Origin of the sequence: Veillonella sp. AF13-2 (assembly GCF_003603295.1) — a bacterium.
GTDB lineage: Bacteria > Bacillota > Negativicutes > Veillonellales > Veillonellaceae > Veillonella > Veillonella parvula_E.
Genome location: NZ_QTMT01000003.1, coordinates 262,851 through 287,560 on the forward strand (window position 1 = coordinate 262,851; position 24,710 = coordinate 287,560).

Consider the following 24,710-nt stretch of genomic DNA (forward strand, 5'->3'; position numbering starts at 1 on the left):
ATGCAATAAACCGCACATTCCGATCGCCTAGGATGTGCGGTTTTTCATTTGTATTATATTTTTCATATATGAGTGGGGTATTGAATAATAATTTTTGGGGTATCATTCTAGATATTTTTGTATATTACAAAATAGGATTATTCAGCGCCGATAGCATTTTCTAGTGCTCTTTGTACGCCTACATAGACGGCCTTGGCTAAGGTGTCTCCAAATAGTGAAAAGGAACCAGCATCTGTTAAGATATCTCCATTTGTATCAATGGTGAGAATGATACCATCTGTAGAGGTACCTGTGGCAGATGTTTTTCGTTCTTTTGTAATTGCATCAGGAATATCTTCATTAATAAACGGATGGAGGCGTACGCTTTCAACATTCCAATCTTGAAGGGCTGCGGTTTTTGCTTCGGTAATTGTCATAACAGCTTTTACCATAGCGCTATCTGTTAAAGCTTTATTTGTAAATACGAGGATATTGATTGTGCCTGGCACTATGAAGTCTCCATCACGCTCTTCGTAACAATAGCCTGTACCTGCGCGATGTGCCGTTTTTTCATAGCCTGCAGTCACGATAGTTTCCACAATAGTATCATGTTCTTCAACTTTGGCATAGGCGTGTAGATGCATTGTGGCAGACGTGAGAAGTGCTGTACTAAAATGAACAGGAGTATCAATATGTTCAAATTCTTGAGCCAAATAATCGGCTACAGAGCCACCGGGTAAATCTTTTTCTGTTTCGATTTGATATGTTAGCTGTTGGTTGCGTACCGCTAGCGTATGGTGATAGCCACCATTTAATTGTCCGCTCGAAAGAGAATAGTGGATATCGTCAAAGTGTACCGTAACGGAGTGTAACTCTCTAGTTACATAGCCTCCAGTAGCGAGCTCTTGGGGTGCTTCGTATAGATTTTTGAACATGTAAGTCTCCCTAGTTTTATGATTGTTATATATGGAATATAACGATATAATATCTTTATTATCGTATTGCAAATGCATATGTAAAATTATAGCATATATATTTACCGTTATTATATTGCTATTATGTTGTGATAGATATTTGTGATTGTATAGATTTATATTATGGATGGTTACTATGGCTAATTTCTTAAGTGCTGTTTCTGAATTTCTTTTTAAAGACGCTAATATATTAATTCAAATAAGGGACTGGTTTTTTGCACAAGCTGGAAATATCTTATTAGCACTAATTTTATTTTGGATAGGGCGATATGCTATTAAATGGGTAAAAGCTTTTGCAGTGCGCATTATGACAAAAGCTTCCTATGACTCAGCAGCAATGAGCTTTATCACTCAAATTATTAATTATGCCTTGCTAGTAGGGTTAGTATTGATTTGCTTAAACCAAATCGGTATTCCTACAACATCCTTTATAGCTGCTTTTGGTGCTTTTGGTTTAGGTATTGGTCTCGCCTTACAGAATAACCTTTCTAACTTAGCATCTGGTTTATTAATTCTTATCTTCAAACCTTTTAGAGCGGGTCACGTTATTCAGGTGGGTGATGTAGTCGGCAGTGTTAAATCAATCCAATTTATGTATACAGTTATTACTACAAAAGATCAAAAGAATGTATACATACCTAACTCTCTTCTTACATCACAAGCTGTAACTAACATTGTTTATACTACAGAACGGGTTATCCCATTTACGTTTGACATTGGTTATAATAATGATCATCATGAGGCAATAAAAATCTTAAAAAATATTTTTGCAGCAGATAAACGTGTCCTTAATCCGAAGAATATGGAAATAGGTATTTCTGAATTTGGAGATAATTCTGTACGAATTGCTGCTTATGCTCGTGTTAAGTCGAATGATTTTCTCGATGTTCAATATAGCATCATGTCTGATGTAAAAGATGCCTTTGATAAATATGGTATCGATATTCCATATCCTCAACGTGTAGTATATATTCAAAATGTAGATACATCGACAGGTGAAATTAAAGGGACAAAAAAGAAAGCAACTACTACAAATGTAGCACTAGATGATAGTCTTGAAAGTTAAGATACTGGAAGGTAGAACGAGAGTGATGACACTTTTAACGACGAATATTCATATGTTTTATAAGAAATTGGTATTGGCCATAACTTTTATAGGAATCATATTTATAGGTGCTAGTGTTGCTCAAGCTGCATACATTACACCTCCTTCTACTGTTGGTAAGGCCGTAGTCCTAATTGATGCAGATACAAAAGAAATTTTATTTGCAAAGAACCCAGATAAGTGGATGCATCCAGCTAGTACTACAAAAATGGTCACCTTGTTAACTGCCTTAGAATTAAAGGGCACACAGCTTGATGAATTAGCTACTATAAGTAGCTATGCAACGAGCATGGAAGAATCAAACCTTGGGGTTCGCGTAGGCGATCAGATTACATTGGAAGGTGTTCTTGAAGGTATGATGGTTGCTAGTGGTAATGATGCGGCCGTTGTAGTAGCCGAAAATGTAAGTGGTTCTGTGGATAAATTTGCTAAGGATATGACTCGCATTGCTGCAAAAGCGGGGGCAAAGAATAGTGTGTTCTTGAATCCTCATGGATTAACACAAAAGGGTCACCATTCTACGGCTCGTGATTTAGCGATGATTGCCGCATATGGCATGAAATACCAAATGTTCCGTGACAAAGTTGCCAATGATTACTATAAGGTGCCGTACCAAAACCGTGCACCAGAAACAATTCGTACTACAAACCACTTCATTCGCAACAAATATCCTGGTGCAAATGGCTTGAAAACAGGTTTTACAAATGCAGCAGGAGAATGTTTGATTGCGTCTGCCACACGTAAGGGCCATACTATGATTGTAGTCATGTTAAACGATGATAACCGTTGGGATGAAGCGGTGCAATTCCTTGATTATGGCTTTAAACTCCGTGGGGTAATTTAAGGACCTGTTGTGTAATGGGGGACATATGAGTTCATTTTTTGCATTTTTAAAACGCATGCGCTTTATCAATCGATGGAGCCTCATGCGAAATACGGAAATAGAAAATATTCAAGAACATAGCCTTGAAGTGGCTATGGTAGCCCACAATTTGGGAGCTATAAAAAATGAATACTTCGGTGGAAATGTAGATATTAATAAGGTAGCTGTCATCGCCATGTATCATGAGGTGAGTGAAATCTTTACAGGAGATATGCCGACACCAATCAAGTATTTTGATCCAAAGTTGCGTGAACTGTATGGTGAGGTTGAAACTTTGGCGCAAGAAAAAATGCTATCAACCTTGCCAGATCGGTTACAATCTGTTTATAAGCCTATACTTGTTGATGCAGAGGCTAGTCCAGAATGGCCTATCGTTAAGGCTGCCGATACAATTTCCGCCTATATGAAATGCGTCAAAGAGCTCAAGGCAGGAAATGATGAGTTTAAAGAGGCACATGACTCTATTTTAGCCAAGTTGAAAACGCTAAATATGCCTGAGGTAGATATGTTTCTTGAAATATATATCCCTGCTCTTGGTAAAAGCTTGGATGAGTTGAACTATTACGAAATTAAATAACTACTAAAAGAGACGACCAGAGGTCGTCTTTTTTAGTTTTATGTAATTATAGATTCTTCTACTTATGTGCCTATTAGTAACAGTTTGCTCATGTGAGTATTAATGACAATCTCTTTGTGTGACCATTAGCAGCATATCGTGTAATAATTATAGTTTATTTTTTCTATCTATAATCTCTTGATTTCTCATTAGTATTTTTTTACCTCGCCACGAGAAGGCTCGATGACCGTATTTTGCTTTGAATTCTTTGTTCGTTAGTGTTTCTAGTTCGTCTATATTGATATACGGTTCTATCTGTTGGAATTCTGGGATGGGCGTAGTTGGAATATCTTTGTTGTGAGGACACACCTCTTGGCACACATCACAACCAAATACGAGTGGTGTTTTAGCGAGAATCTGTTCCTCTTCATTGGTAAGTTCTCCTTTTTTCTGAGTTAAGTAGCTTTTACAAGTCGCGAATTTAAATTCGTCATGGCCCAAACATTGGCCTAAGCATGCTGTAATACAACGATTGCATCCTATACAGGACTGCTCAAGAGGGGTATTTGGTTTGAGTTCTAGTGTTGTTAAAATCGTACCAATAACGACATAAGAACCCCATTTAGGGCTGATAAAACAGTTGTTCTTTCCGTAAAAGCCAAGGCCTGCTAAGTAGGCCATGTACCGATCTGCTAAAGGAGAGGTGTCGCAATGAATGGAGAACTGAGCCGAGTCATCAATTATTTGTAATCTTTCAATAAGACGTTCTAAATATTCATTAATGACCAGGTGATAATCTGTTGACCATGTATAGCGAGATAGATTGGCATGGCCTTTGTGTTGTACATGGTACGGGAATAGACAAACGATGGCACTTTTGGGCATAAACTGAGTCGTTCCTAGTAGTCTTGCCTCCACATCTGCCGTAGTGAAGGGGCAGGGGTTGCTTTCAAATAAAATAGTTTTGGCCTGTTCAGGTAGTGGCCATGAGGCAATTCCAAATTCATAAATATGTAATTCTTTGCAAATTTCCTGTAAATTTATATCTTTCATCGTAGATTTAGTGGTAAATAATTGGTAAAATAAAAGTATAAGAAATGCACGAGATTCTATAGTTTTTTGTTAAGTTTGTAGTTTGGTGAGAACTGTATTTTTATAGTTAGCACCGTAATTCTGTTAGTATTAGTATACCATTGAGAGGACAGATTATGTTAGCATTTATGAAAGTATTACAACCGAAGACGGTGGAAGAGGCTTATGAATTAGCCACAAAGAACAAAACTGCTCCTATGCTAGCAGGCGGCTGTTGGCTGCGTCTAGGACGACGTACTTGGCCATCAGTGATTGATATGGCGAGTCTTGATTTGCGTTATGTTCGTGAAGAAGATAAGGAGTTTGTAATTGGCGCTATGGCGACACAAGGAGATGTGGAACGCTTTGAGCCTTTACAACAATTCTGCGGCGGTGCCGTAGTTAAAGGCGTTAAGGAGATTCTTGGCGTTCAATTTAGAAATACTGCTACCATGGGCGGTTCTGTAGCAAGTAAGTTTGGCTTCTCTGATATCATCCCTGCGCTATTGGCAGTGCATGCAGACATCGTTACCTTTAAAGGCGGTCGTATGTCCATGCAAGATTATATGACATATAGAGAACGTGATATTCTCGTGGAGATTCGCATCCCTAAAGTAGATGTACCTGTATCTGTTGAAGCTCTTCGCATCTCTCGTGGTGATTTCCCGTTATTGACAGGTGCTCTTCGCCATGATGAAAAAGGGGTTGAATTGTATATCGGTACAAGACCTGGTGTACCTCAATTAGCTGTTAAAGCAAGTGCTTTGCTTTCAGAAAAAGGATTATCTGCCGCAAAAGAGGCAGGTCAATTGGCATCTGAAGAACTAGTGTATCAATCTAACTCTCATGCGTCTAAAGAATATCGCATGGAAATGGTAAAAGCAATGGTTCAACGCTTAGCTAAGGAGGTGGCACAATAATGGAACTCGTACTTAATATTAATAACAAAAATGTAACTGTTAATGTGCTAACTGATGAGATGTTGCTAGATACATTGCGTAATCTTGGCTATTACAGTGTCCGCTGTGGCTGTGATACTACAAACTGTGGCCTTTGCACTGTATGGGTGGATGACGAAATTATTTTGTCCTGTGCATACCCTACATTTCGTGCGCCAGGCCATAAAATTACTACATTAGAAGGCTTACAAGAGGAAGCTGAATTATTAGCGGCTTGTATCGCAAGTGAAGGCGCAGATCAGTGTGGTTTTTGTACAACTGGCATGATGATGAGTGCTATTAATTTGAAACGCAAAAATCCAAAGGCTAGCGATGATGAGATTCGCGAATACCTCATAGGTAACTTATGTCGCTGTACTGGTTATGAATCACAACTTCGAGGAGTTCGTAAATTCTTAGAAGGAGGCCTATAATGATGAACAAGCATATTGGTAAGTCCTATGACAAAGTTGACTCCAAAGGTATTTTGTCTGGTAAACCGTCTTATACTGGTGATTTTGTTCCCAAAGATGCGCTCGTTATTAAGGCCCTTCGTAGTCCTCATGCTCAGGCGCGCATCAAATCTATTGATACATCTAAAGCCAAATTGATCCCTGGCGTAGAAGCTATTTTTACTTATGAAGATGTGCCTAATACGCGATTCACATTAGCAGGTCAAACATATCCAGAGCCATCCGCTTATGATGCGCTCATCTTGGACCCTGTAGTTCGCTATGTTGGAGACGAAGTAGCTCTTATCGTAGCAAAAGATGAGGCTACAGCACTTAAAGCAATGCCGCTTATCAAGATTGAATACGAAGTACAGAAACCTGTACTTGATATGCACACTGCTATCGACCATGAAACTATAGTACATCCTGAAGATGATATTCACAATAATATCCCTGTAGGACAAGATTACAAACGCAATATTTGCGTATCCTATCACAAACGGGTAGGAGATGTGGAAGCAGAACTTGCTAAATGTGATTACGTGGCAGAAGGCACATACTTTGACCAGGCCACACGCCAAACAGCGATGGAACCATTCCAAAGCTTTGGATATATAGATGCGCTAGGTCGTGTAGTTATCGTATCCTCGACGCAAATCGTATTCCATGTACGCCGTCACATCGCTCGTGCACTCGGTATTCCGGCCACAAAAGTCCGTGTTATTAAACCTCGTATCGGCGGCGGTTTCGGCTCTAAACAAACGGCTTGTACAGAAATTATGACGGCCTTTGTAGCGTGGACATTGAAAAAACCTTGTTATCTCTTATACGATCGTACAGAAGCACAAACTTGCTCTACTACACGTCATGCTCGTGAATGGAAAATCCGTGTAGGTGCTACAAAAGATGGCATTATTAAAGTTATTGATATGGACTCCATCACAGCCGCTGGTGCACATGCAACTCATTGCTTCACTACTACAACGGCTGGCGAACATAAATCTGTACCTTTGTACAACAAAGCGACTGCTGTTCATTATGGTACAGAGGGTGTGTATACTAACCAAACTCCTGGTGGTGCTTTCCGTGGGTATGGTGCAACAGAAGCATTGTGGCCATTAGAATGTGCAGTAAACCAGTTAGCTGATAAGATGGGGATTGATCCAGCTGAATTACGTCAGAAGAACTTAATAGCGGAAGGTGAACAAAGCTTAGTATATGCTCCAGATGAATATCTTGATTCTGGTCTTTTCCAAGATACTGTAAATCGCGTAAAAGAAATGGCTCGTTGGGATGAACGCCCTCATTCTTGGGACATTGATGAGCGTTATCGCGGTGGACTGGGCATGGCTTTAGCATTACAAGGCTCTGGTGTCGCGAATATCGATGTGGCGTCTGTTGAAATCCGCCTTGGTGACGATGGTAATTATACACTGTATACTGGGTCTTCTGATATGGGCATGGGGTCTAATACCGTATTGACTCAAATGGCCTGTGAAGTAATCGGCTGTCCTATGGAATATATGACTGTTATTGAATCAGATACAGATATCGTACCATTCGATCCAGGGTCTTACGCTTCTAGTACAACCTATGTAACAGGTACTGCTGCTAAGATGGCAGCAGAAGAATTGCGCACTAAGATTATTGCTAAATTCGCTCAATTCTTTGAAACCGACGTTGAAAACGTTGACTTTGACGGCGTTGTAGCTACCACAAAAGATGGTGCTAAAACAATGGATATCCATCAATTGGCACCAAAATTATTAGTTGGTGTTAATGCGGAGCAATTGTCTGGTTTTGCTACATGGGGGAGTCATACGTCTCCACCTCCATTTATGGCATCTATTGCTGAGGTGAAGGTAGATAAACAAACAGGTAAGGTTATTCCTCTTCATTTCTATTCTTGTGTTGATTGTGGTACGGTTATCAATCCTAAATTGGCTCGCGTTCAAGTTGAGGGTGGTGTAGTACAAGCTATCGGCATGGCTTTATATGAAGATGTACGCTATTCCAACAATGGTCGTTTAGAAACAAACAATCTTATGACTTATAAAATCCCAACCCGTCAGGATATTGGTGAATTACATACAGACTTTGTAGAATCTTACGAGCCTACAGGTGGCTTCGGAGCTAAATCTATTGGTGAGGTTGTCATCAATACGGGGTGCCCTGCTATCCAACATGCCATTAAAAATGCAGTTGGTGCGGATATTCGTACATTACCTATGACACCTGAGAAGGTATTTATGGCTATGGACGAGAAATATAAAGTATAGAGATTTCTAGTTCCTTTTACTTTCTAAGGAGGCCTGGTTCTATGACATCACAAACATCCTATTGGAATCGATTGATTCAGCCGGGAATCGTTGCCCTTGTTGGGGCAGGCGGTAAAACGACTGTGCTTTCAAAACTAGTAGAATATGGACGGCTGAAAGGTCAGCCCATCGTAGTTACGACTACGACTCGACTTTATGAGTCTCAGGTGGCTCATTATGAACCGATTTATACTCGTAATATTAATGAAGCTGATGAGTATTGTACTGACCGACTTTTACGTGGCTATTGTGGTGCGTGGTTCGCTGGAATTACAGGAACAAAAGTAGACTCTTTAGATTGTGATCTCATCGATGGTTTATCCAAGTTACATCCCAATTGGCAAATTGTTGTAGAAGCAGATGGGGCGAAGGAAAAATGGCTCAAGGCACCTAAGATGACCGAACCTGTCATTCCATCTCTTACAAAGACTACGATTGGCCTCGTGAATCTACAAATGCTAGGGGCCCCATTAGATGATGAGCACGTACATAATATCGAGCTGGTTCAAGATATTGTAAAACGCGATATGGGGGCTATTGTAACTCCTCGTATGTTGGCTGATCTTGTTTTGCATAGGCAAGGTTTATTCCAATACAGTAAAGGTAAGAAAATATTATTCTGTACTGGTTATGAAACAGTGCAACATCGCATTATCGATGATTTTATTGATCATATTGTTGATAGTGATATTACGGCTATCATTTTGGCTGATGGATATAAAGCAAGTTGTGAAATCCGTCGCATTATTCAATGTCGGTAGGTACTCATGACTATTATGAAAGCAAATTGTAATACCGCTTTTAGTCCCATGAGAGACCCCATAGACCGTCATCCTTTGCATATTGGCATTGTCCTCCTTGTGGGAGGACAATCCAAGCGTATGGGATGTAATAAGCAACTCTTGCCCTGGCGTGGTAAGACTGTTCTAGATGCGGTCTGTGGGGCTCTTCAAGGTGGATGGGGTGGACAGGTGGCTTCTACTGTATCGTGTAGGCTACCTTTTGTGGCGGTTACTGGTGATGATCATGAGAAATTAGAACCAATTGTCACAAACTATGGTTTTGAAGCCCTTCGAAATGACCATCCTGAACTAGGGCAAGGCGTATCCATAGCGATGGGAGTACGTCATTTGATGAATACGTCATCCATACCGCTAGACGGTATTCTCTGTTCAGTAGGAGATCAACCACTTCTGACGAGTGCTGTTGTACACGAGGTCATTCGTGCGTTTAATGAAAACTTTCATCCGAAAACTATCGTCGTTCCACATTATGGGGCAAATTATCACTCGGGAAATCCCGTTCTCTTTGGTTCTCATTGGTTTGATTATTTACAACAGATTCAAGGGGATCAAGGGGGTAAGACCATTATTCATGGTGATGGTAAAGCCCATGTCGTGAAATTATGGATTAGTGATGATATTGGCGACGATATCGATACACCCGATGATTTTGAGCGTTTGAAACATCGTGAAAGTGAGGCATTATGAAACCATTGGTACTCATGCGTGGAGGCGGAGACATTGCTTCCGGCGCTGTATATAGATTGAGACGGGCGGGCTATCCCGTTGTAATTAGTGAAATAGCGATTCCTACCATGATTCGCCGCGAAGTATGTTACGGTAATGCGGTTCATCGTGGAGAAATGATTTTGGAACGTTTTGTTGCTCGTCATGTGTCTCTTAGTGAAGTGAAGGATACATTGGCACAGGAAATCATCCCCGTTGTCACTAGCTCATATGAGGAATTATTGGACACTTTAAAACCAGAGATTGTAGTCGATGCTATTTTGAGTAAAAAGAATCTTGGTACAAAACGGGATGATGCAGATCTCGTTATCGGTGTGGGCCCTGGATTTACTGCTGGAGAAGATGTAGATGTGGTCATTGAAACGATGCGTGGTCATTCATTAGGTCGCTGTATCTATGATGGATCAGCTCAACCTAATACAGGTATCCCTGGAAATGTAGGTGGCTACACTCATGAGCGCGTTATTCATTCTCCAAAGGCTGGACTATTTACAGCAAAACGTCATATTGGGGATTCTGTACAAGCTAATGAAGTAATTGGTTATGTCGATGAAGAACCAGTAAGAGCAAAAATTACAGGTATTCTACGAGGCATTTTAAAAAGTGGGCTCATCGTATCAGATCATTTTAAGTTGGCTGATGTGGATGCTCGTTGTGAAGAGTCTCATTGCTATAGTATTTCAGATAAATCCCTTGCTGTCGGTGGAGGTGTATTAGAGGCTGTTACCGCTTGGGATTATGAAAGGAATCTAGATGGAAACAATTTATGATGTGATGAAAGATCGTCTACAGGTTACTGAAACTACTGTGATGGTTACTGTTCTATCCGGTCCTCGTCAAGGGGATAAGACTATTTATGCTGAAGATGGAAGGGTTCTATACGGAACTCCTATTGAAGGGTTTACTGTAGATAAAGCAAAGCTAAATTCTCTATGCATGGTAGGCGAAATGGAGTGTTTCGTACAACCTGTAGAAAATGATCCGTCAGTTCTCGTATTAGGCGCAGGTCATGTTAGCCGAGCGATTACAGATTTGCTGTTGTTTATTGGATGTCGTGTTACAGTCGTAGATGACCGTCCAGAATATGTAGTTCCTGAATTCTTTGATGAACGTGTCATACGTAAATGCTTGCCTTTAGAAAACTTCAAGAACGATTTACCTCTTGATGAATATACTGGTTTTATCATTGTGACACGTGCTCATGAGTACGATAATATATGCTTAGAACAATTACGAGGGTACTTGCCTACCTATATGGGCGTTATGGGCAGCCAAAAACGCATCCATCACGCTTTTGAAGTGTTGCGTGAGCAAGGATGGACTCAAGATGAGTTAGATATGGTATATGCGCCTATTGGTCTAGATTTAGGAGCTCAAACGCCTGAGGAAATTGCATTATCTATCGTTAGTGAATATTTGGCAGTGGTGCGTGGTAAAAAAGGCGGCTCATTGCGGAAAGGTAGAGTGATCCATGAATCGTGAGTTTATTGAATACCTTAGTGAACGTAAAAACGAAACCTTAGCAGTAGCCACTATTTTATATACCTGTGGATCCACACCTCGTAAAGCTGGTACATCTATGGTTGTATTTCCTGATGGATCTATTTTTGGCACTATCGGCGGCGGACGTGCGGAAAATGAAATCCGCCTAAGTGCGGTGGACTCTTTGAATAAAAAAGAAGCTCACCGTCGTATCGATGTTCATCTCGATGATGACGTAGCTGTTAAAGAAGGCATGGTTTGTGGGGGCCAAATGGATGTTTGGATTGAAACACAAAACATCTAATAAAAATCTCATTCAGCGTTTGTTTATAAATTTACAGTACTCTCAAAATGAGTTAAAATATAAGGTACAGTCAAAGAATTGATTGTACCTTATTATTTTGTATAAGGAGCTATTTTTATGCATATTGACGCACTTATACATACCTTTAGGCTTCTTGATATCGTTGATATCATAATCGTTGCTATTGGTATTTACTATTTATATAAATTGCTTAAAGATACACGGGCCGTTTCTCTTTTAAAAGGTCTCGTTATGTTGGCAATTTTAAATTTATTAAGTCATCTGTTAAATCTATACGTTATCAACTGGATTTTGCAACAAAGTATGACCGTTCTTCTCTTTGCGTTACCCGTTGTATTCCAACCAGAATTGCGTCGTGCTCTAGAACAATTGGGGCGTGGACGAATCTTCAGCAAGGCACAAAATGTAAACGAAGAAGAAATGGATATGGCCATTAATGAAGTGATGGCTGCGGCTCGCGTTATGTCTCGTGAACATACTGGGGCACTTATCGTTTTTGAACGTGAAGTAGGTCTCAATGACTTTGTAGATACTGGTATTCTTATCGATGCTGTATTGAGTCGCGAGTTGATTAAAAATATCTTTGTTCCTAGTACACCGCTTCATGATGGGGCCTTGATTATTCGTGATGGGCGAATCCGTGCAGCGGGCTGCTTGTTGCCGTTGACTGAGGACCGCACATTGAGTACTGAACTAGGTACACGTCACCGTGCAGCTATTGGCTTATCTGAGCAAACAGACGCTGTCGTAGTCGTTGTCAGTGAGGAAACAGGGACCATCTCTTATACATATGGGGGTCATATTTATCGCCATTTACCAGAGGATCAAATTAAAGAGGCATTGCGCACCTTTATGGAACGCCCTCGTCAAACCATTACTAGTATGTGGAAATGGAGGGCAAATAAATGATGATTCATTTGAAACGCAATTGGCCTGCTAAATTATTATCCTTGCTAGCGGCTATCGTCATGTGGTTCTTTATTATGCGCGATCAGAACCCTGTGATGGAAGTAACCTATACAATACCTGTTCAGGTTCAAAATCTCAATTCTGGCTATATCATAGAAGATGCACCAGATGTGGTCCGTGTTGTTCTGGCTGGTCCACGTGATACCATTATGTCTATGAAATCAGATAATTTACGGGCTTATATTGATGCATCTGGTGTAAAACCAGGTCAAAATAATGTAACTATTAATTTTACGCCTCCGGCAGGGATGAATCTTGTGGAGGTTAAACCAGATAACATCATCATCAATGTTGATGAATATGCAGAGAAAACGATTCCTGTTGAAATAGTTCCAATCGGCAAGTTCTCTGATGATATTGCTTTGAAATCGGTAACGATTGTGCCGAAAGAGGTAACTGTTTCTGGTCGTAAGCAACAAGTTAATGCAGTGAGCAAGGTTGTGATGAAAGTCAATGTGGCTGGTCAAACGAAGAACTTTAGCGCTGTTAGTACTTTAGAAGCTTGGGATACGGCAGGTAATGTACTGGATGTACATATTAATCCAAACCAAGGCCAAGCACAATATGAACTCAACTTATTACGTAAAGAAAAGGCGGTTCCTATTACTGTTCCGACTGTTGGTACAGTAGCAGAAGGTTATGAAGTTAAATCCACGTCTGCTACACCAACGCAACTAACAGTTACAGGTCGTGAAGAAATGATTGATTCCGTTACAGAAATACAAACGGAACCTATCGATGTATCGGGTGCTACTGAAACTGTACAGGGTAACTATAATTTAGTATTACCGAATGGAGTTAATAGCAATACCACAACGGTACGGGTGAAAGTAGAAATACAAAAGAAAGTACTTAATGGATGATAAGTTTTTTGTAAGGCTTTGAAATCTTGCGACAAAGACCCTAATAGAGTGAATATTTCTCTATTAGGGCCTTTTTATGATTTATATATTAGCTTTTATAGGAGTGTTGTATAATAAAGATGTATGACTATTTTTTTACTGGTCAAGTGGTAAAGAATTTTGGTCAAAGATTAAAGAAGTAGGCTCACCTAAAAGGGAGGCTTTAATAGGAAAGATATGATTAGAATAATAAATCTCCGCGTGGCTGTTACGGTTAAGTCGGATATCAAAAGTATTGTAGAAAAGAAATATCCCCCATTACGTGGTGCTATCGAAACGATTCATGTTGTTCGACGTGCCGTAGATGCCCGTAAGAAGCCAAACATTGTTTTTGTATATACTCTATTCATTGAGGTTCATAATGAAGCTCAAGTCATGAAAAAGCTTGGTAAAGAAAAGGATGTATCTGTATTTGCTGCAGAAGATCCAGAACCTATCGTTTTGGGGGCTGTACCATTAGCACATCGTCCTGTTGTTATGGGCTTTGGCCCTGCGGGGATGCTGGCAGCCTTTTACTTAGCTCGTGAAGGCTATCGCCCAATCGTACTTGAACGCGGTCAAGATGTAGATACACGTAGTCATGATGTAGAGACATTTTGGAAAAAGGGCATATTTAAGCCTGAGTCCAACGTACAGTTTGGGGAAGGCGGCGCAGGAACTTTTTCCGATGGTAAGTTAACAACTCGCATTACCCATCCGCGGTTACATGAAATATCTAAATACTTTGTAGAGTTTGGCGCGCCTGAAGAAATCTTATATAAACATAAACCTCATGTAGGTACTGATAAATTGCGTACCATGGTAAAAGCTATGCGTGAGCGCATCATTGAATGGGGCGGTGAAGTCCGCTTTGGTTCTAAGGTAACGGATTTATTTATTGAAAATGACCGTATCGTAGGCGTTGAAGTTAATGGTAGTGAGCGTATTGATACGACTGTTGTTTTGTCTGGTGTAGGCCATAGTGCACGTGACACATATGAAATGCTTTATAAACGCAATGTGGAAATGACGGCAAAACCATTTGCTATCGGTGTTCGTATTGAGCATGATCAGGCTGTAATTGATGAGTCTCAATATGGTGTAGATCCATCTAGTTTGGGCCTTGGTGCAGCGGAATATTCTCTCGTATACCACGATAAAGAATCAGGTCGTACTGCATATAGCTTCTGTATGTGCCCAGGAGGTCAAGTAGTAGCATCTGCCTCTGAAGATGGTGGCGTTGTCGTAAATGGCATGAGTTTATACGCTCGGGATAGCGGTGTTGCTAATAGTGCTATCGTAGTCAACGTAGGTCCAGATGACTTTGGTACTCATCCTTTAGATGGCGTCGCATTTCAACGAGAATGGGAACGCAAGGCCTATGAGTTGGGCGGTTCTAACTTCCATGCACCTGCACAAACTGTAGGACAGTTTTTAGGACTTTCACAAGCACCTAGCGTACAAAATAGTATATATAGCTACGAGCCAGGTGTTGTAAATTGCGATTTACATGATTGCTTGCCATCATTCGTCACATCCGTATTAGAGCGGGCCTTGCCATACTGGGGGCGTCGCATCCGAGGATTTGATGATCCTGCGGTGTGTATGACAGGCGTTGAAACGCGTACCTCTGCACCGCTTCGTATGGGACGCAATGAAGAACGCATTTCTCCTACTGTAGGAGGTTTTTATCCTATGGGTGAGGGGGCTGGCTATGCAGGGGGAATTATGAGTGCTGCCCTTGATGGTGCGGAAACGGCCATTTTATGTATGGCAAAATATGCAAAACCTAATTAGTGGGGAATTATACTGATGAATTGAATTACAGTATAGATTCATACTATTTATGTAATATAGATGTGACTTTATAGTAGGTATGCTTTCTATATTATGATATAATACACAACAGTAATTATTGAAAAGATACACACGGTAGATATATAGACTTGTGAAACCTTCACAAATCCTTAGAGGAGGATAATTATGGCTCGTTTATTTGGTACAGATGGTGTACGTGGTGTTGTTAATGAGTTTTTAACGCCGGAATTAGCCTATCATTTAGGTCGTGCGGCAGGAACACATTTTGGTAAGGCAAAGGATCACCCTACGTTCTTGATTGGTCGCGATACGCGAATTTCTGGTTCTATGCTTGAAAGTGCATTAGCGGCGGGCATTTGTTCTGTTGGTGGTAATGTAGTAATTGCAGGCGTTATCCCAACTCCAGCAGTAGCGTACCTTGTACGTCAACAAGGTTTTGATGCAGGTGCTGTTATTTCTGCATCTCACAATCCATATCCAGATAATGGCATTAAATTCTTTGATGGTAATGGCTATAAATTACCTGATGAAGTGGAAGATGAATTGGAAAAATATGTTCGTCAAAGTGCAGATAATGAATTGGCACGTCCTACAGGTGATGGTATTGGTAAAATTGAGTTCAATAGTAACTTGGCTCATTTATATGCTCATTTTGTACGTCACACAATCGATACGTCCCTTGAAGGGTTGACTATCGTTTATGATGGTGCCAATGGCGCAGCGTCCAGTGTAGGCCCGGAAATTTTGTCTGGACTAGGGGCTAAAGTCATCAATATTAATGTGAATCCAGATGGTTTGAATATCAATCATCATTGTGGTTCCACACATATTGAAGGTTTACAAGTAGCCGTACAACAACATAATGCAGACCTTGGTATTGCTAATGATGGCGATGCTGACCGCTGTTTATTGGTTGATGAAAAAGGTCAAGTCCTTGATGGTGATCAAATCATGTTGCTATGCGCCCTTAAGTTGAAAGAAGAAGGCAAACTTAAAGGTGATACCATAGTTGGTACCGTTATGAGTAATATTGGATTCCATAAAGCAGCAGAAGAACTTGGTATGAAAACAGTTTCCACTGCTGTTGGTGATCGATATGTATTGGAATACATGCGTGAACATAATCTTTCCGTTGGTGGTGAACAATCTGGTCACGTAATCTTTTTAGATCACAATACCACTGGTGACGGCATGTTAACAGCTGTTCAAGTGGCAGCTCTTATGAAGGAGAAAAAGCAACCTCTTTCTGAATTGGCCGGCATTATGACAAAATACCCACAAGTTCTTGTAAATGTTCGTGTAGCTACAAAAACTGGCTGGGAAGACAATGACCTCATCAAAGCTGCTATCGTAACAGCTGAAGGAGAACTTGGTGACGAAGGTCGCGTTTTAGTACGTGCATCCGGGACAGAACCACTCATTCGCGTCATGGCTGAAGGTCCTAATCAAGAAGAACTACAATCCCTGTGCCAAGAAATTGCTGATATTATCGGTAGAGAACAAGGGCTTGCGGATTAACTCTTAATGAGTAGTTTGATACTACTTCGTTTGGTTCCATTCTACAATTTATATCAAAGGTATACCCTCCTATATATGTCCCTTTGCTCCGTCCTACGTAAAGTCGCTGCAGGAACATATATAGGAGGGTATTTATTTTATATTTATTTAGGATGGTTACCGAATGGAACCATCACTATATGTTATTATAGCTATATAGTTTAAGTCTTATTGGTAAATAGTTAAGGTGTCGTATGAAGATTGTAAATCAACGGGAGCTTGGAAATCTCCTTAATGAGTGTCCAAATAGTGTAGAGTCTGCTTGTGAGCTTGCATATGCTGAGTCACAATCAAGGAGAGATAGAAATTCACAGCTTATATTAGAGGCCTTCTTAGAAAAATATAGAGATAAATTGAGTGATGCTGAAAAAGCTAAAGTTTATACTAATCTGGCTTTTTATTATAGTGATGAGGGGAGTATAAAAGAATATGACTATCTATCTGCTGCTGTAAAATTAAAGTCCCCATATATAGAGACTTACAGAGGGCTGGCTTTATATCATTTTTCAGCTTATAGAGAGAAAGGTTCTGCAGAGGACTTAAAGAGAAGTTTACATGCTTTTGAAAAGGGAATAATAGTATCGAACGATTATGAAATGAACTTTGGCTATGCAGTGTGTTTGTTTGAGCTTAAGAAATATGAGAAAGCAAAGACTACTTTTGAAGGGTTATTAAAAAACTACCCAAATAGAATGCGATTATTACTCTCTATTGCTTATTGTGATGTGTATTTGGGCTATAAAGATCAAGCGATGAATCGTTTAAAACAAATTAAGCTTGGTCAGGATGAACAATATAAAGACAAATATTATGATTCTGACATTATTCATGATTTTCAGGTATATGAAGCTTATTATGTATTAGGTGAGTATACCTTATTTCTAGAGGAATGTGAAAAGTCAAAAGTAGATTGTATTGTTTCTGGACCTCCGTATTACTTTGCTCTTTGGCTTAATAATCAGCATGATTATTTTAAGAAAGAAATTGCTGAAAAGAGAGAAGAACTAATATTGTCTCTTGAGGAAACAAAAGTAGATGAAGATTTTTCTAGTGAAGAAGAAAAACAAAACTGTATAAAAAGTTGGGAAGAGGATATTGAAGATTTAGATATATTGGTGTATAAGATTAAAAATGAAAATTTTATACCTATACTTGAATTGCAACTATGGCCAGAATATGGATGCTATTTGATAGACCGTTTAACTCATAACTTATAATACGCTAACTTCATAGTGATAGAGCTAAAGAATATTTATATAGTTGAAGTTTTATAGTTTTGATTGAAAAAGAATAGCACTACTTTGGATTGGAATAATTCAAAGTAGTGCTTTTATTATTATTTATTAGCCACAACGAGTTTATATCCATTTAAGTGAATGTTACTACCTGTTGTGTCTTCGTTGTTCAAGGATTTTACATAGCTGTCGCCTGTGAGTATCCAATTGGAGTCTTTGCTGAGTTTCACAGTTACTTCTTTAGCAGCATTGTCTGTGTTTACAGCGCCTACAAGGCTAGATCCATTTGTCATGTCTAGTACGATGGTACTGATTGAATCAGCCATAATATTACCGCTTAGTTCTTGATTAGATGTGCGGAGTGTAAGATGACCGCCGTTCTCACCAGCTTTTCCCCAACGGGAGTCGGCAGCTGCTTTCACTAGGGTAGAAGTGTTCGGCATAGAGATTACATTGTTAGAAAGGTCTACTTCAGCAGTAGTGTTGTTTACATAGAGGAACGCACCTGTAGCGTGAGTTGTAAGTGTATTATTCTCTGCTTTCAGACGAGCAATACCGCTTTCAGCATCACCAGAGAAGCTTTGATATAGCATGAAACCATTATCTTTGTAGCCTGTTACATTGGAGTTTGTAAGGGTAATGGAGTTCTTACCTTCTACGACGCCAATTTCACTGTTATTCGCTATGCCGTTGACATTGTTCACTATAATATTACCCGTGGAGTAGATAACAGGGCTGCCTTCGCCAGATGTCGTAAGTTTGGCTGCTTCTGCGGTGATAGTGCCTTCTCCGCGATCTGTAGCAAGTGTGGCAGAATGAGCACCTTCAGTGGTGATAGTTAGATTTTTGCCATTTACAGTGCCTTTGTAAGTGGCATCTAAACCACGAGAGGAATCGCTTTTGGTATGGATATTAGTGTTTTCTACGTTGATAACAGAGCCCTCACCAGTGGCAAAGACTGCGTTAGACCCTTTAGAATTAGATGTAATATTACTGCCTTTAATATTGATTTGGCTCCCGTCGATACCGAGGACTACTGCGTTTTGACCACGGAAATTGCTGTTGTCATCGCTTGTAGTGTCGCCTGTTTTATCGAAAACGCTATTTTCAATATCAATTACCGCTTTATTTTTACCGATGAAAGCATTCTGATCGGCTGTTGTGTTTGTCATCGATTCGTGAGCAATGGATTTGTTTTCTGTAACGATAGTCGTGCCTTTAAAAGTACTAGGATCTACTTCAACTTGTGGTGCCATTCCATTAGGGGCTCCATTCTGCATAGCTGTTGGAGGCATATCGTTAGGAGTGCCAGAAGGAGGATTCCCATTTGGAAGTATTTGGTTAGACGTGCCTGTAGGTGATTGACCCGCAGGTGCTTTGCCGTGAGGTGCGCCGTTTGGAGGTGTGCTTCCTTGTGCGGATGGTACTGTTTTAGTTTGTTCTGTTGAGGTTACAACTGCTACGTTAGTACTAGTTTGAGTCTCTACGGCTAAGGTGGGGATAACCGCTAATGTCGACAGAGCTGCACCAAGGACTGCAGGTAATACCCAACGACGCAATTTTCTATATGATAAACTGTTCTTTTTAATTTTATGTTGCTTCTTTATAGTTGTTTTATTCATGATTATCATCTCCCAAATTATATACATACATTTTGAAAATACAACAAAATCTAATTGTGTAAAATTTAGAATGATAGAAGTATAATTTCTTACAATGAAAAGGACGTGAAGCATAGAAACAATCTTTTCTATGCTTTTTGAATTATCTGTGGTGGTTTACTTTTTATCGATTTTTTTAGTATAATATACGTCAGTACATATTTTATTTTGTACTGATTCTGCCGTATATCACAGAAAGGAATTCCAAATTCGTAAAGGCGAATAGCGCAAGTACCCGCGAAGGCAGTCGTTAGGGTAGACGAGGTGAAGAGTGATCGAGTCATCAGCGGATGCTCTTCCGGCATATTCATGTCGTAACAGGTATTAAAAAGCCCATCGGTAACGATGGGGACAAAGTATATCTGAATGGATTGTATTGAACTAATATTTAATACATTAAATAGAATATTAATCTAGAACATTAATTAGTTAGCCTTAGTTTTTGCTGGGGCTAGAAATACCCCCAGTTATAGGAGGATATACGTATGTGCGGTATCGTAGGATACATTGGCTTTAATCAAGCATCTGATTTCTTGTTGGACGGTATGGCAAAGTTAGAATACCGTGGTTATGACTCTGCAGGTATTGCTGTTATCGGCCCTGAAAATGTAATTAAAATTCAAAAGAAGGTTGGCCGTCTTGCTAATCTTGAGGCAGTTGTGAAAGCAGATCCTAATGAAGGAACTGTAGGCATTGGTCATACACGTTGGGCTACACATGGTCGTCCATCCGATATGAACGCCCACCCTCATGCATCTGAAGATGGTAAATTTGCTGTTGTACACAACGGCATTATTGAAAACTACATGCCTTTGAAAGAAGAGCTCCTTGCAAAAGGGTACCATTTCAAATCTGAAACTGATACAGAAGTTGTAGCTCATTTGTTAGAGGATATGTACGATGGCGATTTCGTGGGCACAGTACGCCGCATGCTAGCTCGTGTTGATGGTGCGTATGCTCTTGAAATCATCTGCTCCGATGAGCCGGATAAAATCATTTGTACTAAAAAAGAAAACCCATTGGTTATCGGACTTGGCAAAGGTGAAAACTTTGTCGCATCCGATATTCCAGCTATCATTAACTACACACGTGATACATACATCTTGAGCGATGGTGAATTAGCTATCGTAACTCGTGATAATGTATCCGTATTCGACCGTGAAGGTAACCCTGTTGATAAAGAAGTATTCCATGTAAACTGGAATGCGGAAGCAGCAGAAAAAGGTGGTTATGAGCATTTCATGTTGAAAGAGATTCATGATCAACCTAAAGCTGTTCGCGATACATTCGGTACACATATCGCTGAAGATGGTAAAACAGCAATCTTTGATGAGCTAAATTGGACTGCTGAAGATGTAGCCGCTTTCAATAAAATTCTCATCGTTGCATGCGGTACTGCATACCATGCAGGTCTTGTAACAAAACAATATATTGAAAACTTGGCGCGTATTCCAGTTGATGTGGAAATAGCATCTGAATACCGTTACAGCAACCCGTTGACTGATGATAAAACATTATGTATCGTTATTAGTCAATCTGGTGAAACATCCGATACATTGGCGGCTTTGAAAGAAGCTAAACGCCTTGGCGCCAAATCATTGGCCATTACCAATGTTGTTGGTTCCAGCATTTCTCGTGAAGCAGATAACAAAGTTTACACATGGGCTGGCCCTGAAATTTCTGTAGCGTCCACAAAAGCGTATACTACTCAATTAGTAGCGGGATTGTTGTTCGCCGTATACCTAGGTCAATTAAATGGTAAATTAAATCCAGCCTTAGCCGAAGAAATTCTTAGCGGCGTTAAAAACTTACCATCCTTGATTCATGAAATCTTTGAAGTAGACGAAGATATGAAAGCTTTTGCTAAACATTATGGCTTCAAATCTGATGCATTCTTCTTGGGCCGTGCTATCGACTATGCAGTAGCGATGGAAGGTGCTTTGAAGTTGAAAGAAATTTCTTACATCCACGCTGAAGCATATGCTGGTGGCGAATTGAAACATGGTACATTGGCTCTTATCGAAGAGGGCGTACCTGTTATCGCATTGGCTACACAAGAGGATGTTTACGATAAGATGATCAGCAACATCCGAGAGGTAAAAGCTCGTGAAGCTATTGTAATCGGTATTGGCATGAAAGGTGACGAAGAATTATCTAAACACGTAGACCACACAATTTATGTGCCTCGTGCGAATAAATTTATCGCTCCAATCTTAGCAGTTGTACCATTGCAACTATTGGCGTATTATGCAGCAATTACACGCGGTGCAGACGTAGATAAACCACGTAATTTGGCTAAATCTGTAACCGTAGAATAATATATAACCAACAGTGCTTTGGCACTGTTGGTTTATTTCAATATAGGGAGACTATTATGGCAGTTATATTTTCCGGCATCCAACCAAGTGGGGAGTTAACACTTGGTAACTATTTGGGGGCTTTACGTAATTTCTTAGACTATCAAGATACTGATGAATGTTACTATTGTATCGTTAACCAACATGCGATTACGGTACCGCAAGATCCAAAAGAATTATTTCAAAACACTCGTAATTTGGCTGCATTGTACCTTGCGGTTGGCCTTGATCCTAAAAAGGTAACATTGTTTGTTCAATCTGAAGTACCTGAGCATGTTAAGCTCGGTTGGGTTATGCAATCTATTAGCTATGTTGGCGAATTAGAGCGTATGACTCAGTACAAGGATAAGTCTCAAAAGCAAGGGGATTCTATTCCAACTGCATTGCTTACGTATCCACCGTTGATGGCGGCAGATATTTTGCTATATGGTACGAATTATGTTCCTGTAGGGGAAGACCAAAAGCAACATCTCGAGTTGACTCGTAATTTAGCAGAGCGTTTTAACCGTAGATTCGGTGAAACTTTTGTAGTACCTGATATCAAGGTCGGAGAAGGTGGCGCTCGCGTTATGAGCTTGCAAGAACCAACTAAGAAAATGAGTAAATCTGATGATAACCAAAATGCTACAATCCGTCTTTTGGATGCACCAGATTTAATCGTGAAAAAGTTGAAACGAGCTCAAACTGATTCTGATAATGCGGTTCGCTATGATAAAGAAAATAAACCTGGCATCTCTAACTTGATGGGGATTTACTGTGCTATTACAAAAGACAGCTACGAATCTATCGAAGAAATGTATGCTGGTAAGGGTTACGGTGTATTTAAATCCGATATTGCCGATCTATTAGTAGCAACCCTTGAGCCAATTCAACAACGTTACAATGAATTGATTACAAGTCCTGAGTTGGATGTAATTCTCGATGAAGGGGCTGCTAAGGCTCATGCTAAAGCGAGTCAAATGTATCGTAAAGTAGAGCAAGCTATGGGCTTGTGCCGTAAATAAAATCATATAGTAGACTTTCAATTTGTGAGGTAAACCATGACGAAACAAGAGGCGATGGAACGCTTTTTATCAGGTGCCGTACAACAGAGCTTAGAAATACATCGTGGTATACAATGGACCGGTCGCATCATCGGTCTAGTTGCGTGTGCGTTGATTGTAAAATATATGCCCTCAGACTGGGCGGAACGTGTATGGTATTATCTGTTGTTGCTCGTGATATTATGGACCCTTCATAGATTAGGTGAAAGTCAAGCTTTTATCTGTGAAAAGGGCCTCGTGTTAAAACGTAGGCCTTTTTCTGTGAAAGAATACTTTCACAGTTTATTCTATGGGGATGAATATTTCGTCTTTGTTGATTATGAGCATATTATTGGATTCACTGAGGAATGGCGTGAGTTGCAAGCAATGAATGGTCATGGTGGGATCTATGTGATACCACTTGATCTGCATCAGGTGGCGTATAAGGATAAAATGGCGATGATTGAGGCTATCCATAAACATACGCAGTCATAAAGTGTAAGTACGAAGCGTCATATAATATAGGCATACATAAATATAAATATAGGACTACAGAAACATAAAGCAAATGAATCTAGAATCATAAACTATATATGTGGAGAGTCTGTAAAATAAAAAATGCAAAATTCATCGAATTAACTATTTACAACTTTAACAAACTAAAGTATAATACAATCATTAAGTACGGAATCTAAATCTGTATTGAACATATTATTAAGTAGTAAATGGGCGATAATCGCCGTGGAGGATAGTTATGAATTGGAAAAAGATGATGGCCGTTGGCCTTGCAGCCGTGTCTATGATGGCATTTGTAACAGGTTGTGGTGGTGACGCTAAAAAAGCTAATACAGAATTGCCTAAGAAAGTTGTTATCGGTTTAGATGATAGTTTCCCTCCAATGGGCTTTAAAGATGAAAAAGGTGAAATCGTTGGCTTTGATATCGACATGGCTAAAGAAGCAGCTAAACGTGCTGGCATGGATGTAGAGTTCAAAGCTATCGACTGGTCTAGTAAAGAAGCGGAACTAAAATCAAAAAAAATTGATGCGTTGTGGAATGGCTTAACAGTTTCTCCTGAGCGGGAGAAAAATATTTTGTTCTCCAATACATATATGAAGGATAAACAATATGTCATTGTTCGTAATGACGATGATTCCATTAAAGGTAAAGCCGATTTAGCTGGTAAGGTAGTAGGCGTGCAACAAGCTAGTACTGGTGAAGCAGCATTGCAAAACGACCCAAGCGGTAAGACGGTTAAAGAAACAAAATCCTATGCGGATTTTGTAAGTGCATTTATGGATCTTGGTATTGGTCGTGTTGATGCGGTTATTGCTGACGGTGTAATCGCTCGTTATCTTATGACAAAAGAACCTGGTAAATACAAAATCGTAGAAGGTACTGACTACGGCGTTGATAATTTCGCTGTTGGTTTCCGCAAAGATGATACTGCTTTGCGTGACAAAATTAATGGTATCTTAGCTGAAATGAAAAAAGACGGTACTGCTGATAAAATTGCTGAAAAATGGTTAGGCTCAGGCGCAGACTTAGATAAGAGCGATGCTAAATAGTACAATTCGTGATATACTAATAGTACTATGG

The 24,710-nt window shown here is 39.9% G+C and carries 23 protein-coding genes; 20 read left to right on the forward strand and 3 right to left on the reverse strand.

Features of this window, described 5'->3' with window-relative positions; genetic code table 11:
• Positions 1-137: 137 nt before the first annotated feature.
• On the reverse strand, positions 138-914 hold the full coding sequence (locus tag DWV85_RS07045) for an adenosylcobinamide amidohydrolase (RefSeq protein WP_004697710.1): 777 nt from the start codon (positions 912-914) through the stop codon (positions 138-140).
• A gap of 175 nt (positions 915-1,089) precedes the next feature.
• Here DWV85_RS07045 and DWV85_RS07050 point away from each other — a divergent pair, with 175 nt between their 5' ends.
• From DWV85_RS07050 to yfbR, 3 genes are read left to right on the forward strand one after another with little or no spacing between them, the layout of a single operon-like run.
• The gene (locus DWV85_RS07050) at positions 1,090-2,019 is read left to right on the forward strand and encodes a mechanosensitive ion channel family protein (protein WP_008602951.1); all 930 of its coding nucleotides are present in this window, start codon (positions 1,090-1,092) and stop codon (positions 2,017-2,019) included.
• A gap of 25 nt (positions 2,020-2,044) precedes the next feature.
• Positions 2,045-2,902, forward strand: a complete 858-nt coding sequence (locus DWV85_RS07055) for a D-alanyl-D-alanine carboxypeptidase family protein (RefSeq protein WP_123138411.1) — start codon at positions 2,045-2,047, stop codon at positions 2,900-2,902.
• A gap of 25 nt (positions 2,903-2,927) precedes the next feature.
• A complete protein-coding gene (yfbR, locus tag DWV85_RS07060; RefSeq protein ID WP_123138412.1) occupies positions 2,928-3,518 on the forward strand; it encodes a 5'-deoxynucleotidase in 591 nt (196 codons plus the stop codon).
• Positions 3,519-3,665: 147 nt separating this feature from the next.
• On the opposite strand, the gene DWV85_RS07065 is transcribed toward yfbR, so the two are convergent.
• Complete coding sequence (locus DWV85_RS07065) at positions 3,666-4,550, reverse strand: QueG-associated DUF1730 domain-containing protein (protein ID WP_123138413.1); 885 nt, start codon at positions 4,548-4,550, stop codon at positions 3,666-3,668.
• 155 nt (positions 4,551-4,705) lie between these two features.
• On the opposite strand from DWV85_RS07065, the gene DWV85_RS07070 reads away from it, so the two are divergent.
• The 13 genes from DWV85_RS07070 (at position 4,706) to DWV85_RS07130 (ending at position 18,054) form a co-directional block, all read left to right on the forward strand.
• Positions 4,706-5,488, forward strand: coding sequence for an FAD binding domain-containing protein (locus DWV85_RS07070; RefSeq protein WP_004697661.1), 783 nt, complete (start codon positions 4,706-4,708; stop codon positions 5,486-5,488).
• Positions 5,488-5,940 (forward strand): 2Fe-2S iron-sulfur cluster-binding protein, encoded by a 453-nt coding sequence (locus DWV85_RS07075; protein WP_123138414.1) that lies wholly within the window; start codon positions 5,488-5,490, stop codon positions 5,938-5,940. Before DWV85_RS07070 ends, DWV85_RS07075 begins: the two co-directional genes overlap by 1 nt.
• Positions 5,940-8,237, forward strand: a complete 2,298-nt coding sequence (locus tag DWV85_RS07080) for a molybdopterin cofactor-binding domain-containing protein (RefSeq protein WP_123138415.1) — start codon at positions 5,940-5,942, stop codon at positions 8,235-8,237. The genes DWV85_RS07075 and DWV85_RS07080 overlap by 1 nt, the downstream gene beginning before the upstream one ends.
• Positions 8,238-8,278: 41 nt before the next feature.
• On the forward strand, positions 8,279-9,037 hold the full coding sequence (gene yqeC / locus DWV85_RS07085; RefSeq protein WP_008715366.1) for a selenium cofactor biosynthesis protein YqeC: 759 nt from the start codon (positions 8,279-8,281) through the stop codon (positions 9,035-9,037).
• 48 nt (positions 9,038-9,085) lie between these two features.
• Positions 9,086-9,766, forward strand: coding sequence for a nucleotidyltransferase family protein (locus DWV85_RS07090; protein WP_255422594.1), 681 nt, complete (start codon positions 9,086-9,088; stop codon positions 9,764-9,766).
• Complete coding sequence (yqeB, locus tag DWV85_RS07095) at positions 9,763-10,575, forward strand: selenium-dependent molybdenum cofactor biosynthesis protein YqeB (RefSeq protein ID WP_123138417.1); 813 nt, start codon at positions 9,763-9,765, stop codon at positions 10,573-10,575. Before DWV85_RS07090 ends, yqeB begins: the two co-directional genes overlap by 4 nt.
• Positions 10,559-11,287, forward strand: a complete 729-nt coding sequence (locus tag DWV85_RS07100; protein WP_008602931.1) for an XdhC family protein — start codon at positions 10,559-10,561, stop codon at positions 11,285-11,287. Before yqeB ends, DWV85_RS07100 begins: the two co-directional genes overlap by 17 nt.
• A complete protein-coding gene (locus DWV85_RS07105) occupies positions 11,277-11,591 on the forward strand; it encodes an XdhC family protein (RefSeq protein ID WP_004693881.1) in 315 nt (104 codons plus the stop codon). Before DWV85_RS07100 ends, DWV85_RS07105 begins: the two co-directional genes overlap by 11 nt.
• Positions 11,592-11,708: 117 nt before the next feature.
• Positions 11,709-12,521 (forward strand): diadenylate cyclase CdaA, encoded by an 813-nt coding sequence (cdaA, locus tag DWV85_RS07110; RefSeq protein WP_004697909.1) that lies wholly within the window; start codon positions 11,709-11,711, stop codon positions 12,519-12,521.
• Complete coding sequence (locus tag DWV85_RS07115) at positions 12,518-13,444, forward strand: CdaR family protein (RefSeq protein ID WP_004693876.1); 927 nt, start codon at positions 12,518-12,520, stop codon at positions 13,442-13,444. The genes cdaA and DWV85_RS07115 overlap by 4 nt, the downstream gene beginning before the upstream one ends.
• A 216-nt stretch (positions 13,445-13,660) precedes the next feature.
• Positions 13,661-15,259: an FAD-dependent protein gene (locus tag DWV85_RS07120; RefSeq protein ID WP_123138418.1), complete on the forward strand. Its 1,599-nt coding sequence runs from the start codon at positions 13,661-13,663 to the stop codon at positions 15,257-15,259.
• A gap of 186 nt (positions 15,260-15,445) precedes the next feature.
• The gene (gene glmM / locus DWV85_RS07125; protein ID WP_123138419.1) at positions 15,446-16,798 is read left to right on the forward strand and encodes a phosphoglucosamine mutase; all 1,353 of its coding nucleotides are present in this window, start codon (positions 15,446-15,448) and stop codon (positions 16,796-16,798) included.
• A 233-nt stretch (positions 16,799-17,031) separates the two neighbouring features.
• Positions 17,032-18,054, forward strand: coding sequence for a tetratricopeptide repeat protein (locus tag DWV85_RS07130; RefSeq protein WP_123138420.1), 1,023 nt, complete (start codon positions 17,032-17,034; stop codon positions 18,052-18,054).
• A 119-nt stretch (positions 18,055-18,173) separates the two neighbouring features.
• Here the strand turns inward: DWV85_RS07130 and DWV85_RS07135 are convergent, their stop codons facing one another.
• Positions 18,174-19,694: a hypothetical protein gene (locus tag DWV85_RS07135; RefSeq protein WP_123138421.1), complete on the reverse strand. Its 1,521-nt coding sequence runs from the start codon at positions 19,692-19,694 to the stop codon at positions 18,174-18,176.
• A 524-nt stretch (positions 19,695-20,218) separates the two neighbouring features.
• Here DWV85_RS07135 and glmS point away from each other — a divergent pair.
• From glmS to DWV85_RS07155, 4 genes are all read left to right on the forward strand, one after another.
• Entirely contained in the window at positions 20,219-22,051 is a 1,833-nt protein-coding gene (gene glmS / locus DWV85_RS07140; protein ID WP_119562334.1) for a glutamine--fructose-6-phosphate transaminase (isomerizing), read from the forward strand.
• Positions 22,052-22,107: 56 nt separating this feature from the next.
• On the forward strand, positions 22,108-23,094 hold the full coding sequence (gene trpS / locus DWV85_RS07145) for a tryptophan--tRNA ligase (protein WP_123138422.1): 987 nt from the start codon (positions 22,108-22,110) through the stop codon (positions 23,092-23,094).
• 36 nt (positions 23,095-23,130) lie between these two features.
• Positions 23,131-23,607 (forward strand): hypothetical protein, encoded by a 477-nt coding sequence (locus tag DWV85_RS07150; RefSeq protein ID WP_021147724.1) that lies wholly within the window; start codon positions 23,131-23,133, stop codon positions 23,605-23,607.
• 259 nt (positions 23,608-23,866) lie between these two features.
• The gene (locus DWV85_RS07155) at positions 23,867-24,679 is read left to right on the forward strand and encodes an amino acid ABC transporter substrate-binding protein (RefSeq protein WP_004693860.1); all 813 of its coding nucleotides are present in this window, start codon (positions 23,867-23,869) and stop codon (positions 24,677-24,679) included.
• Positions 24,680-24,710 lie beyond the last annotated feature (31 nt).